Origin of the sequence: Enterobacter sp. TCD1-1 (assembly GCF_020567405.1) — a bacterium.
Taxonomy (GTDB): domain Bacteria; phylum Pseudomonadota; class Gammaproteobacteria; order Enterobacterales; family Enterobacteriaceae; genus Enterobacter; species Enterobacter quasiroggenkampii.
The window spans coordinates 2,311,785-2,325,547 of the sequence record NZ_JAJCXF010000001.1 but is presented as its reverse complement, the minus strand read 5'-3'; the positions used below and the strand labels follow the sequence as shown (position 1 = coordinate 2,325,547).

General features: G+C 55.2%; 12 protein-coding genes. 2 read left to right on the top strand and 10 right to left on the bottom strand.

Annotation, left to right across the window (positions count from 1 at the left end; all coding sequences use genetic code 11):
* From LJA86_RS11155 to LJA86_RS11120, 8 genes are all read right to left on the bottom strand, one after another.
* Positions 1–1,026, bottom strand: coding sequence for an ABC transporter permease (locus LJA86_RS11155; RefSeq protein ID WP_045334341.1), 1,026 nt, complete (start codon positions 1,024–1,026; stop codon positions 1–3).
* Positions 1,026–2,120, bottom strand: a complete 1,095-nt coding sequence (locus LJA86_RS11150) for a microcin C ABC transporter permease YejB (protein WP_008500949.1) — start codon at positions 2,118–2,120, stop codon at positions 1,026–1,028. The genes LJA86_RS11155 and LJA86_RS11150 overlap by 1 nt, the downstream gene beginning before the upstream one ends.
* A gap of 9 nt (positions 2,121–2,129) precedes the next feature.
* Positions 2,130–3,935, bottom strand: a complete 1,806-nt coding sequence (locus LJA86_RS11145; protein ID WP_045908697.1) for an extracellular solute-binding protein — start codon at positions 3,933–3,935, stop codon at positions 2,130–2,132.
* 74 nt (positions 3,936–4,009) lie between these two features.
* Entirely contained in the window at positions 4,010–5,566 is a 1,557-nt protein-coding gene (locus LJA86_RS11140) for a cyclic di-GMP phosphodiesterase (RefSeq protein WP_229226155.1), read from the bottom strand.
* A 127-nt stretch (positions 5,567–5,693) separates the two neighbouring features.
* Positions 5,694–6,263, bottom strand: coding sequence for a bifunctional murein DD-endopeptidase/murein LD-carboxypeptidase (mepS, locus tag LJA86_RS11135; protein WP_008500946.1), 570 nt, complete (start codon positions 6,261–6,263; stop codon positions 5,694–5,696).
* A gap of 427 nt (positions 6,264–6,690) precedes the next feature.
* Positions 6,691–7,392 carry a phosphatase PAP2 family protein gene (locus LJA86_RS11130; RefSeq protein ID WP_175481445.1) on the bottom strand — a complete coding sequence of 234 codons (702 nt, stop codon included), beginning with the start codon at positions 7,390–7,392 and terminating at the stop codon, positions 6,691–6,693.
* Positions 7,393–7,425: 33 nt separating this feature from the next.
* Positions 7,426–8,412 (bottom strand): CobW family GTP-binding protein, encoded by a 987-nt coding sequence (locus tag LJA86_RS11125; protein WP_229226154.1) that lies wholly within the window; start codon positions 8,410–8,412, stop codon positions 7,426–7,428.
* 122 nt (positions 8,413–8,534) lie between these two features.
* Positions 8,535–10,001, bottom strand: a complete 1,467-nt coding sequence (locus LJA86_RS11120) for a mannitol dehydrogenase family protein (RefSeq protein ID WP_045908693.1) — start codon at positions 9,999–10,001, stop codon at positions 8,535–8,537.
* A gap of 205 nt (positions 10,002–10,206) precedes the next feature.
* Between LJA86_RS11120 and uxuA the strand changes: the two genes are divergently transcribed.
* Positions 10,207–11,397, top strand: a complete 1,191-nt coding sequence (gene uxuA, locus LJA86_RS11115) for a mannonate dehydratase (protein ID WP_045414639.1) — start codon at positions 10,207–10,209, stop codon at positions 11,395–11,397.
* A 117-nt stretch (positions 11,398–11,514) separates the two neighbouring features.
* Here the strand turns inward: uxuA and yeiP are convergent, their stop codons facing one another.
* Positions 11,515–12,087: an elongation factor P-like protein YeiP gene (gene yeiP / locus LJA86_RS11110; RefSeq protein WP_008500940.1), complete on the bottom strand. Its 573-nt coding sequence runs from the start codon at positions 12,085–12,087 to the stop codon at positions 11,515–11,517.
* Positions 12,088–12,251: 164 nt separating this feature from the next.
* Here yeiP and LJA86_RS11105 point away from each other — a divergent pair, with 164 nt between their 5' ends.
* On the top strand, positions 12,252–12,506 hold the full coding sequence (locus tag LJA86_RS11105) for a YkgJ family cysteine cluster protein (RefSeq protein ID WP_045908692.1): 255 nt from the start codon (positions 12,252–12,254) through the stop codon (positions 12,504–12,506).
* On the opposite strand, the gene setB is transcribed toward LJA86_RS11105, so the two are convergent.
* Positions 12,503–13,684 carry a sugar efflux transporter SetB gene (gene setB, locus LJA86_RS11100; protein WP_063622108.1) on the bottom strand — a complete coding sequence of 394 codons (1,182 nt, stop codon included), beginning with the start codon at positions 13,682–13,684 and terminating at the stop codon, positions 12,503–12,505. The genes LJA86_RS11105 and setB overlap by 4 nt on opposite strands.
* Positions 13,685–13,763 lie beyond the last annotated feature (79 nt).

Sequence of the window (13,763 nt, the reverse complement as noted above, 5' to 3'; positions counted from 1 at the left end):
TTATACCGCCTTGTTCGGATCAAAGGCATCGCGCACGGCTTCGCCAATAAAAATCAGCAGCGACAGCAGCACGGCCACGGAAAGAAAGGCGGCGATGCCTAACCACGGCGCCTGCAGGTTGTTCTTGCCCTGCAGCAGCAGTTCGCCAAGCGATGGGGAACCCAACGGTAACCCGAAACCGAGAAAATCCAGTGAGGTGAGGGTGGTGATGGAGCTACACAGAATAAACGGCAGGAAGGTGAGCGTTGCCACCACGGCGTTGGGCAACATATGGCGGAAAATGATCCCGCGATCGCTCACGCCAAGCGCCTGCGCGGCGCGAATATAGTCGAAATTACGGGTGCGCAGAAACTCGGCCCTTACCACACCGACCAGCGCCATCCAGCCGAACAGGACGGTGATGCCTAATAGCCACCAGAAGTTGGGCTGTACGACGCTGGAAAGCAGGATGATCAGAAACAGCGTCGGCATGCCTGACCAGACTTCAATAATCCGCTGACACCACAGGTCAATCTTCCCGCCGTAGTAACCCTGAACGGCGCCCGCCACGACGCCCATCACGCTTGAGAAGAGCGTCAGCATCAGTCCAAAGAGAAGCGAGATTCGCGTGCCGTACAGGATGCGTGCCAGCACGTCGCCGCCGTTAGCATCCGTTCCCAGCCAGTTTTGCGCGGAGGGCGGGGAAGGGAAGGGGCTTGTGGTGGCGAAGTTAATGCTGTTTGCGCCAAAACGTACCGGCGCCCAGAGCGCCCAGCCGTGCTGCTCAATCTGCTGGCGAAGCCACGGATCCTGATACTCCGCTGGTGTCGCAAACGGGCCGCCAAAGTCGCTTTCGCTGTAATTGGCGATGACCGGCACGTACCAGCGATCGTTAAAATGCACCAGCAGCGGTTTGTCGTTGGCGATCAGTTCTGAAAACAGGCTTAAGACAAACAGCACGGCAAAAATCCACAGCGACCAGTAGCCGCGGCGGTTGTGGCGAAAGCGGGCCCAGCGGGCCTGGTTGACGGGGCTTAAACGCAGCATCATCGGCCCTCAAAATCGATTCGGGGATCGACCAGCGTATAGCTGATATCGCTGATGATATTCAGCAGCAGGCCAATCAGGGTAAATATATAGAGTGTGCCAAACATTACCGGATAATCGCGCGACACGGTGGCCTCATAGCCCAGCAGCCCCAGGCCGTTGAGCGAGAACATCACCTCTATCAGCAGCGAGCCGGTAAAAAACATACTGATGAACGTGGCCGGAAACCCGGCGATCACCAGCAGCATGGCGTTGCGGAACACGTGTTTCCACATGATCTGCTTCTCGCTCACGCCTTTGGCGCGGGCCGTGACGACGTACTGTTTACGAATTTCATCGAGAAAGGCGTTTTTGGTCAACATGGTCAGGGCCGCAAACCCGCCAATGACCGTTGCCAGAACCGGCAGTGTGATATGCCAGAGATAGTCGGTAATTTTCTGGTACCAGGGCAGGGAGCTGAAATCGGCGGAGACGAGCCCTCGCAGCGGGAAGAGGTCGAAATAGCTTCCCCCGGCAAAAAAGACGATCAGCAGGACGGCAAACAGAAACGCCGGGATGGCATAGCCGATAATGATGAACGTGCTGCTCCAGATATCGAACCGGCTGCCGTTGTACACCGCTTTGCGGATCCCGAGCGGAATAGAGACCAGATAGATGATAAGCGTACCCCACAGCCCCAGCGTGATCGAAACCGGCAGGCTTTGCTTGATCAGCGTCAGCACTGACGCACTGCGAAACAGGCTATCGCCAAAATCAAAGCGGATGTAATCCCAGAGCATTTTGAAATAGCGCTCGTGAATCGGTTTGTCAAAGCCGTAGCGGTGGGTGATCTCGGCGATCACTTCCGGATCCAGACCGCGTCCCCCGCGGTAGTGGCTTTCACTGATATTCCCTACGCCGGTTCGCGCATGGCTGGCACCCATCCCTTCACCGCCGCCGCCGGGCATGCCGCCGCTGTTGCCAAATTCAATGGCGGCAATGGCCTGATCGACCGGCCCACCGGGGGCGATTTGCACGATAAAAAAGTTAATCGTGATGATGGCCCACAGGGTGGGGATGACCAGCAGCAGACGGCGGAGAAGATAGGCACCCATGATAATTCCTTATCGCCGCTCAGCGGGAAGTCTGGCGGCTTTGTTAACGTCATACCACCAGGTATCAAAGCCCAGGGAGTAGACAGGGCGCACGGCTGGCACGGAGAACTTATCCCAGCGCGCAAGGCGATCTTCGCCCATATACCACATCGGCAGCATGTAGTAGTTCCAGGTTAAGACCCTGTCGAGGGCGCGCCCGAGCGGCAGAAGCTTGTCTTTATCCCCCTGCGCCGCCACGATTTTCGCAATCAGCGCATCAATCGCCGGGCTTTTTACCCCCGGCGCATTGTACGAGGAGTCGATGTAGCTGGAGGCCCAGGAGATTTGCAGGTCCGAGCTGGGCCACGGTTGGGCGGGCCACAGGCGCTGCATCATGTCGTAATCACGGCTGCGCATGCGGCTGGTGATCTGCGCGTTATCCACCTGGCGAATGTTCATGGTCACGCCCAGCCGCTCAAGGTTGTGCTTAAACGGCAGCACCCACTGATCGTTGCCTCCGGACGAGAGAAGCAGCTCAAAGCTGAGCGGCTTGCCCGTTTTGGCATCCACACGTTTTTGATTTTTCAGGTGCCAGCCCGCCTCATCCAGCAGCTTGCTGGCCTTCAGCAGGTTGTCGCGGTCGTAACCATCACCCTTCGATGCGGGCGGCTGAAACACGGTGGTGAAAACCTGCGGTGGCAGTTCCGCTTTCAGCGGCGCCAGCAGGACCAGTTCGTCGGCTTTCGGATAATCGCGCGCGGCGTATTCGGTATTCTGAAAATAGCTGTTGGCGCGGCTGTAGGCACCGTAAAACAGCGCTTTGTTCATCCACTCAAAATCAAAGGCCAGGGAGATGGCTTCCCGCACCCGGCGATCGCTAAATACCGGACGTTGAATATTAAACGCCAGCCAGCGCGTGTCTTGCGCAGACGCATTTTTGTGCTCGTCTTTGACGATATAGCCTTTAGCAAAATTTTTGCCGATATAGCGGGTCGCCCAGTTTTTGGCGCTGCTCTCGACGCGCAAATCGAAGGCCCCGGCTTTGAACGCCTCAAACGCCACGTTATCGTCGAGGTAGTAATCATAACGAAGGGTGTCGAAGTTCCAGCGCCCGCGGTTTACCGGCAGATTGGCCGCCCAGTAGTCTTTGACGCGGGAATAGACGACATATTGCCCCATGCGCCAGTCGGTAATGCGGTAGGGGCCGCCAGCCAGTGGTGGCGTGGAGAGCGGGTCGCTCAGCTTATGATCTTTCCAGAACGATTCCGGCATCACCGGCAGCGAGAACAGGCTCAGCATGTTCTCTTTGTTGGGGTCGCTCAGTTCGATGCGCACGGTGAGCGGCGCAATGGCTCTGACCGACGCGCCTTTATATACGATGCGGAACTGGGGCACGCCTTCGGTCATGAATTTATGGAAGGTGAAGGCGACGTCGCTGGCCTTAACCGGCGTGCCATCGTGAAAACGTGCTCGCGGGTTCAGCGAGATTTCCGCCCAGGCGAAGTTATCGGCGTAGCGCACGTTCTCGGCAATCAGCGGATAATAGCTACCGGGCTCGTCATCAGATGTGACAAAGAGCGTATCGTAAAGGGATTCCGTCCGCGCGGCCGCCACGCCGCGCAGGGCGTAGCGGTTGAAGTTGTCGAAGGTTCCCGTGGCGGAAAGCGTGACCTTACCGCCCTTCGGCGCGGCAGGGTTGACGTAATCAAAGTGCGTAAAATTGACCGCGTATTTCGGCTCGCCAATCACCGCGAAGGCGATATTTTCTTTGATGGCTTGCGCCTGGCTGGACAGGCTCGTGAATGCCAACATCAGCAACATAAAGCGCATAAGCATCTCGCGGCAGCTCCCTCTTTTACAGACCGGCTCGGTTAAGCTGAATAATAAGTGACGTCGCGGACAATGTGAAATTAATCGCCCTCGGGCGAAATATCAGGCCGCCATTCGCGGAACTGCGCCAGCGGCATCGGACGGCTAATCCAGTATCCTTGCAGGAAGTTAACGCCGTGTTCGCGTAGCCAGGCCGCCTGTTCCGGCGTCTCTACCCCTTCGGCGACGGTCGACATATTCAGTCGTCTTGCCAGCGTCAGAACGGCATCCAGCACCGGCGACGTCACGGTCTCAGTACCGATCGCATTAACAAAACCACGGTCTATTTTGAGGTAGTCCATGGTGAAATGCTCAAGATAAATCAGCGCGCTGTGGCCGGTTCCAAAATCATCAATGGCGATTTCAAACCCTTCGTTATGCAGCCATTCGAAGAGGCTGTTGGCTTCCCGATGGTTAAGCATATCGCGCTCGGTAATTTCCAGCACGATCTGGAAATAATCCGGCGGCAGTAACGCTTTGAAGGTGCGCATATCATCCTTGAAGCTTTCCGCATGCAAATGCCCCGGCGCAATGTTGATACCCACCTTCGCGCCCGGAGGTAACAGCGTTTGTAATACAGGAGCGTCGTGAATGATAAGATCAAAGAGATGCAGCGTCAGCGGGACAATCAGCTTCTGCGCTTCGGCAAAATTAATAAACGCGTCCGGCGGAATTTCCCCCATTGTCGGGTGTTTCCAGCGCATCAGGACCTCAAGCCCGGTCATCCTGAGCGATTTGGCATCGACGACGGGTTGATAGACCACATAGAACTGACCGCGCTTGATGGCGCTTAAAATTTCTTTACCCGGGTTGAGCCGAATGCTGAGGATGTAGTAGTTAAGCGATCCGGCACAAATACCGCATACCAGCCCGAAAAACAGTGCATAGAGGATTTCATCGCCTGTCCATGCGTCCGCATACAGGTTGATGGTCAGGGGGACGTCTTTCAGTGTCGCCGTGCGGACCGGGATGTCATGCAGTTCGTGTGCATGAACCAGGGTGCTGGACCGCGTCGACAGCGCGTTATCGCCGATGATGATGGCGATACCCGCGAACTCGTCCTGACGCTCCGTGTAGAGCAGGTAAGGCGTCAGATTAATATTCACTGAGGTGAACACGCCGCCATCCTTTACTAATGGGTTGCGGTACCAGATCGCAATCGCAGGCTCATCAGGCAGCATGGGGGTACCCGGAAGCAGGGCCATATCGATCTGTTTATCGATGTTCAGCTCAGGTATCAGCGTCTTCATCGGGACATTCATCGGGCCTGTCGCGGAAGAGCAGAACGCCATCTTGTCCCTGACCAGCAGGAAGGCGCGAACGTTAATGCTGAAGGCCGCGCGTGAGGTGAGTTCCTGATTGACGTCGTGGCAGGTATTTAGCGTGAGGGGCTGGAGAACATTGACCGCTTTTTTTAAATCGTCGAAATAGCTCCCCATGTAGGCGCTCACATCATTCACCAGGGTGTCGAATTTGACTTCTCGCTTGTGGTAACTCCAGGAAAATTGCAGGGAACCCAGGAGCAGGGCGGTAATGAAACCAGTGATAATACTGAGGATCAGTATCTTGCGATTACTGGAGAAGTAGCGGGTAAGCATAGACGTCGTGATTCCTGAAAAGCCGCTGGATGTATTCAGTGTAACGGGCAAAAAAAAACACTGCCGAAGCAGTGCTTTTTTTCATCGTATCGCCAGCCAAGGGATAACCAACGATACAATAGCGATATTAACTGCGGGTCAGTACGCGGCGCGCTTCGTTATAACGCTTCTTCCAGTACGGTTCGTTCATGCTGGAAATGGTCACACCGCTGCTGGTGGAGGCATGTACAAACTGATCATTACCAATGTAGATGCCAACATGTCGACCTGTCGAACCGGCACGGAACAGAACTAAATCACCGGTGCGCAGTTTGGTACGTGAAATCGACTTGCCCATCTCCTGCTGTTCATAGGTCGAACGCGGAAGATCTAACCCAAATTGCTCGCGGAACGTACGCTGTACAAAACCGGAACAATCAATACCTGTTTTCGTGCTGCCGCCAAGACGATAACGCACGCCTTTCCAGTCAGCATACTGGTCCATAATGCGGGACTTCACGTCCAGATTACGTACCATATTTTCAAATTCATCCTGAGAGGCTTGCAGTGAAGAGGAATCTTCCATTCCCACAACACGCGTCTCAGGATGCATATTCTTTGCGGTGTTCGATGTACTACATGCAGATAACAGTACCGCGACTGCTATCGCCGGGATCCCCCGTAAGATATATCTCAGAAACGGTTGAGATTTGACCATTTTGTTTATTATCCCTTGAAGTCCTTAACGACAAATATCGTTATAAAAATGCCAAACGTGACGAGACTAATTATCTGTTCACATTGAGACAATTCTTTCTGGTCACATTTGTGGCGTAGCGCACAAAATTATTCACCATCGAAATAATTATCCCTATGGGGCAAAACGAGTTCGAGATTAACCGATTGCCAGGGGTATTGCGAGTAAAAAAAGCCTTTTTTTTATAAGAAAATGTGATACAGAAAGTAAAAATCCGTAATTGCTTAAAATGCGGTCAGATCCGAGGCTTTATCGCGCAATTGCTTCATTTTTATCATGAATGTGATGACAAGAATATGACACGGGGAAAAGATCGTGGCGGGAAGGCTATCGGGGATCATGTCGATCCCTGATAGCTCACGTTAATTTAGGTTAGTTATTTGTTCAATTATTGTTGCGCTTTACCGGGAAGGTAGCGATCGAACAGCGCTATTATCCTGTCGCTCAGTGGGGTCATCAAACACCACGGCAGCGCAATCAGCGCAACGGAAAGCGAACCGACGGCAATATCGGTGAACCAGTGAGCGCCAATCATTACGCGCGGGAAGGCAAAAACCACAAAAATAATCAGGGCTATGGCAAACGCTTTTCTGCCGAAATAGCGAAGCATAATTGCGGAAAAAATAAGCAGCATCATGCCGTGATCGCCAGGGAAACTGTCCTTCGACGCATCTTTCGTTGGAATATGCAGCAGCTCACTGACGCGATAAATATCGGTGAAAAAGAGCGTTGGGCTGGAACGCTTAACCGGAATAATCGCGGTGGCCAGCTGGTTAATGATGACAGCAAACAGCAGCATCACCAGACCGATAATCAGAATACGTCGGCGTCCTGCTTTATCTTCTTTCAGCCAGAAAGAGAGCATCAGGCAGCCCATCGCCAGCAGCGAGAAGCCGTCAAAGGCGCGGTTGTTGGTGATGGCCACCAGCCACAGGAACGCCTTGCTCTTCACCAGCTCCTGGTTGAAGAAGTGGAAGAGGGCAGAATCCAGTGGGAACCAGAAACCATGATTCACCGGGATATACCAGGAGAAGAAAAGTGCCAGACCGGCGACATTAAGCAGTAATATCAGGAGAAATCGAGTTGTCATAACGTTCTGCATAGAGTGAAAACTGGGGCAACGTTAGCCGCCCGAACTTAAACGAATCCTCAACAGGCTGGACTGGAGGGCATTCCAGTCGGCGTTAACCGCACTAATTAACTCTATTCGGCTGTCGGGCGGCGCCACGTTTTGCGTTTCAATAAAGAAATCGTCGCCCTGGCGGTTGATCCGCACCAGTCCGTCCGGCGTGCGCATGATCCCTTTCACGCGATCGACGGGCGCAAGGCGGGCCCACTCCAGGATCCCAATGGTGTCAAAAACGGTTTCAGCATCAAAAATCCATCCGCAGGCCTGATATCCCTGACCGCTGTTCAGATTACGACGCCAGCGCTGGTGCTCCGGCAGACTCAGGGCTGCCAGACCCTGCTTAACCGGGTGACTGTGCGCATGCTCCACGCTGGCGGGCAGCTCGGTGAGGTTCAGACGAGGCAGGTCAAGCAGGGCGTTATCAATATTCCCCTGGGTGGCCTGCACAAGCGTGCGATTGCCGCCAAAATGCTGCCACCACGCCTCCAGCGCGGCCTGGCTTTCTGGCGTGGCGCGATCTTCCTTGTTGGCGACGATAACGTCCGCCGAGGCGAGCTGATCGCGGAAGTTCTCGTTGGCCACCGCCTTGTCATCCAGAAGCTGACGCGGATCGAGCAGGCACAGGGTGGCGCGCAGATCGATCCACGGCTCGTAAACCGGTGCGGTCAATAAATCGAGGATCTGCTTCGGGTGACCCAGCCCGGTAGGTTCAATCAGCAGGCGGTCAGGTTTGCCCTGACGCAGCAGGGTATTGAGCCCGACCTGCATCGGCAGGCCATTAACGCAGCACATGCATCCGCCAGGGATCTCTTTAATCATCGCACCGCTGGATGACAGCAACGCGCCGTCAATGCCCACCTCGCCAAATTCATTGACCAGCACGGCCCACTTCTCGGCCGGATCTTTATTCGCCAGCAGATGGAGAATTGAGGTGGTTTTACCGCTGCCGAGAAAACCGGTGATGAGGTTGGTTTTGGTCACGTGCGCTCCGGATGAGAATTGTGATGCTATAACACTGTTCTCTATCCTGGCGAAAAATGGGCCCCGTGAGAAGGGGAAGGGCGAACGGAGGCCTCATCCGTTCGCATTAAGCGCAATAATCGTTAAAGATTTAACGTTTCGATAACAGCCTGACGCGCGCCGTGGCGGGTAATGCGCTCATAGGCCTGGCTGACAGCCTCCACAAAAACGCGATTATGCGCAAGATCGTGCCCGAAGACCTCACTCAGCCCCAGCAGCGCGTGGACGCGGTTGGCGTCGCTGCTGGCGTTGACGATGGCGCGGATTTTATCGCTGAGGGGATCGCGAACGTCAATCGCGTTTCCGCGTTCGTCGGTACCGCTGACGTAGCGTATCCAGCCGGCCACGCCCAGGGCCAGCAGCGACCACGGCGTATTTCGCTCAAGATGAACGCGGATCCCGTCCAGCATTCTCTGGGGCAGCTTCTGGCTACCGTCCATCGCGATTTGCCAGGTCCGATGCTGGAGGGCCGGGTTGGCAAAGCGTTCGATCAGGCTATCGGCGTATGCCGTGAGGTCGACATCCTTGATGCGCAACGTGGGGGCCTGCTCGTCCAGCATCAGCCGACGGGCGGCTTCACGGAACGCCGCGTCCTCCATGCATTCATTTATATGGGCGTAGCCCGCGAGGTACCCCAGATACGCCAGGAAAGAGTGACTGCCGTTGAGCATACGTAATTTCATCTGCTCCCAAGGCAGCACATCCTGCACCATCTGGACACCCGCCACTTCCCACTCGGGACGCCCGGCGACAAAATTATCTTCCACGACCCACTGAATGAACGGCTCGCAGCTGATGGCGCACGGATCTTCCACGCCGAGTGCGTCGGTGATTTCCGCCAGCGAGGCCTCCGTTGCGGCGGGCACAATCCTGTCGACCATCGTCCCCGGGAAACTCACGTGGCTATCAATCCATTCAGATAACCCTGCGGAACGTTTTTGCGCCATGCCCAGCACCGCGTTTTTCACCACGTGCCCGTTGTCAGGGATATTGTCGCAGGACAGCACGGTAAATGCAGGCAAGCCGCGCTCGCGGCGGCGGTGGAGGGCTTCGACCAGGATCCCAGGGGCCGAATGTGGCTCGGAGGGGTTTTCAAGGTCGTGGACGATCCGGGGGTTATTCAGATCGAGTTTTCCGGTCGCGGGATCGATGCAATAGCCTTTTTCCGTGATGGTGAGCGAGACAATCGCAACCTGAGGCTCGCAAAATTTCTCAATAATGGCGGGCAAGGAGTCCAGCTTTGCGTTCAGGCATTCATGAACGGCACCGACGATAATGGCCTCATTTCCTTCAGCCCCTTTTTCCAGCACGGTGAACAGATGATCCTGCGCGCGCAGCTGGCTCATCAGCACATCGCCGCTGAAAAGGCTAATCTCACAAATCCCCCAGTCGCCGCCTTTTTCATTCAGCACCCGATTTGTTAACAATGCCTGGTGCGCACGGTGAAACGCCCCAAAGCCAAAGTGGACGATGCGGGAGCGTAATGACTGGCGATCGTAGCGAGGTTGCTGAACCCGGGCAGGAAGGGCGGTGGAGGCAATTGTCTTCATGAGATACACACCTGATTAACCATTAATTAACAATGCCAGTGTAAAGTTATATGACAGCAAATAAAATTGGTGAGCCGTAAATATCCCCGTTATGTGAGTTTGATCAATCAATGTGTGGCGGTGTATTGACCCTTCACGGCAAACATGTATGGTAGTCGTCATTGCAGTAGCACATATTGGTATAACAACTTAAGAGGGTGAGGCAATGGAACAAACCTGGCGTTGGTACGGGCCGAACGATCCGGTTTCTCTTGATGATGTGCGTCAGGCTGGCGCAACGGGTGTCGTCACGGCGCTGCATCATATTCCTAACGGTCAGGTCTGGCCGGTAGAGGAAATACAGACGCGTCAGGCGCTGCTGGCGGAGAAGGGATTAACCTGGTCTGTGGTAGAAAGCATTCCGGTTCATGAAGATATCAAAACCCATTCAGGGGAGTACCAGACCTGGATTGCTAACTACCAGCAGAGCATCCGTAACCTCGCGGCCTGCGGCATTGATACGGTTTGCTACAACTTCATGCCTATCCTGGACTGGACGCGAACCGACCTTGAATATCAGATGCCGGACGGCTCGAAAGCGCTGCGTTTCGATCAGATTGCCTTTGCGGCATTCGAACTGCACATTCTGAAACGCCCTGGCGCCGACGCGGATTACACCGCGGAAGAGCAGCAGCAGGCGCTCGCGTGGTTTAACGCCGCCAGTGACGCAGATATCGAAAAGCTGACCCGTAATATTATTGCGGGCCTGCCGGGGGCTGAAGAAGGGTATACGCTGGATCAGTTCCGCGCCCGCCTGGCGGAATACGGCGATATTGATAAGCAGCAGTTGCGTGAAAACATGGCGTATTTCCTGCGCGCTATCGTGCCGGTTGCGGAAGAAGTAGGGGTTCGCCTGGCCGTACATCCGGACGATCCACCGCGTCCAATCCTCGGCCTGCCGCGTATCGTGTCCACGATTGAAGATATGCAGTGGCTGAAAGAGACGGTCGACAGCATCTATAACGGTTTCACCATGTGTACCGGCTCCTACGGCGTGCGGGCGGATAACGACCTGGTGCGGATGATTGAAACCTTCGGCGATCGTATCCACTTCACGCATCTGCGCGCGACCTGCCGTGAAGAGAATCCAAAAACCTTCCACGAGGCGGCGCACCTGGGCGGTGATGTGAATATGGTGGCGGTGGTAGACGCCATTCTGGCGGAAGAGGCGCGTCGCAAGCAGATTGGCGATGTGCGTCCTATTCCGTTCCGTCCTGACCACGGCCATCAGATGCTGGACGATCTGCGTAAGAAAACTAACCCGGGTTATTCGGCGATTGGCCGTCTTAAAGGGATGGCGGAAGTGCGCGGCGTTGAGCTGGCGCTGAAGATGACGAAGTATCCGGAGCTGCTGTAACCGGAATTGCCGGGTGGCGGCTTCGCCTTACCCGGCCTACAAAAACACAAAAACCGGCTTCAGGGCCGGTTTTTTCGTAGGTCGGGTAAGCGTAGCGCCACCCGACAAATGCCGCAATCAGTCAGCACGACCCATATAGCGTTTTTCTTCAATATGGATGCGGATCTTCTCGCCAGCAGAGAGGTATTCCGGTACCTGCACAACCAGGCCGGTCGTCAGGGTCGCCGGTTTGTTGCGGGCACTGGCGGATGCGCCTTTGATGCCAGGTGCCGTTTCAACGATTTCCAGATCGACCGTCTGAGGCAGTTCCAGCGCCAGCAGCACGCCGTCCCAGGTCAGAACCTGCATGTCTGGCATACCGCCTTCCGGGATGAACAGCAGCTCTTCTTCAATCTGATCTTTGGTGAAGATGTACGGGGTGTAATCTTCTTTGTCCATGAACACATATTCGTTGCCGTCGATGTAGGAGAAATCAACATAGCGACGGGTCAGGGTCACGGTATCGACGATATCGTCACCTTTAAAGCGCTCTTCCACCTTCAGGCCGGTACGCACATCGGCGAAACGCATTTTGTACAGCGTAGCTGCACCACGGGCGCTTGGTGCCTGAATATCGATATCTTTCACAATCAGCAGTTTGCCGTTGTAATTCAGTACCATACCTTTCTTAATTTCGTTCGCTCTTGGCATTGCAGTAATCCTGTTTACGGGAGGTAAAAAATATCGCGCCAAATTACTCGCGCGCGGCCTTTCAGGCAAGAGGAATTCGTGGCTTTTGCTATCAATACGCAAAAGGTGTTACTGTGCGCGCGATGCCCGACTGTACGAGCATCCGCCAGCGAAAGAGAGCATTTATGGATTGCCGTCCCGATTGTGGCGCGTGCTGTACTGCACCGTCCATTTCAAGCCCCATTCCAGGAATGCCCGAGGGCAAGCCTGCCAATACCCGCTGCGTTCAGCTCTCGGAAACCAACCTGTGCATGATCTTTGGCTCACCGCTGCGTCCGAAGGTCTGCTCCGGGCTTCAGCCCACGGCCGAAATGTGTGGCAGCACGCGCGAGCAGGCGATGACATACCTTCTTGAGCTTGAATCGCTCACCGCACCTTAAACGTCTTTAATCTTCGCCAGACAGCCCATCGTCAGCGTACACATCACCAGCGCAATCCAGAACACCGTGTGATAGTTCCAGATTTCGGCCACAACACCGGCCATTGAGCCGGCAATAATCCAGCCCACGCGGGTGGTATTAGTATAAAGGGTGGTGGCAGAGCCTGCCTGACCCGGCATCAGATCCTGGAAATAGAGCATGCCTATCCCGGCGAGAATGCCAATATAGATGGCGTTCAGCAGCTGTAACGCCAGCAATAGCCCGGGCGTATGTACCGTCAGCATGCCGAGATAGAACAGCAGACCGGCGACGGCGGCGATGCGCATTAAAAAACGTTTCCCGAAGCGCTTTGCGTAATAGCCTGCGATAAGCATGGTCGGGATCTCAAGCCCGGCTGCGGTGCCCATCATGATCCCCGCCAGCTTCTCCGACAAGTGCAATTCATTAATAATAAACAGCGGCATATTGATGATATAGAGGCTATTCGTGCCCCACATCAGCGTGCAGATCGCGAACAGGAGCAGGGCATCGCGGCGGTTACGGCGCGGCGCTTCCAGCACGCCCGTTGCCACTTTGGGCTCTTTGCGCATGGACGGCAGGAAGAACCACACCAGCGCGCCGCACGCCACAAACGCGACCGCCGCGCTCAGGTACATCACCGTAAAGCCAAAACCCATCGCCAGCGCGTAAGCCAGCGGTGGGCCAATCACCCACGCCAGCGACACCTGTGCACGCAGGACAGAGCTGAACATCACCGCTTCACGTCCGGTATGGTCGGCGTGTTCGCGGGCAAGCGCGAACAGCTGTGGGTTCGCCGTCGAACCAAAGCTGCTCAGGAATACCCCGACGAAAAGCAGAATGAAGTAGTTGCGGTTCCAGGCAAACAGAACGCAGGCCAAAACCCCTAGCAGGCAGCAGAAAACGATCAGGCTTTTACGATCGCCTTTTCTGTCGGATCGCCCCGCCAGGAACTGACTGACCAGGATGCCGATGATGGCGCTTCCGGTAAAAAAGAAGCCAACCAGCGCCGGACGAACATGAACCTCATTGGTCAAAAATAAGCTCAGCGTCGGCGTCTGTAACGCACCGGCAATGCCCGTGAAGAAGGCAACAATCAGGAAGGCCGCTGAGGTCAAATCAAAGGGCTTCGGCGAGGCAGCCGCAGGGATGTTATGCATGTTTTATAATTAGCGAGTAGCAGAGAGGGGCGGAGTGTACGCCGTCAGCTAAAAAATAAACAGTGGGTGCGGTCAATGA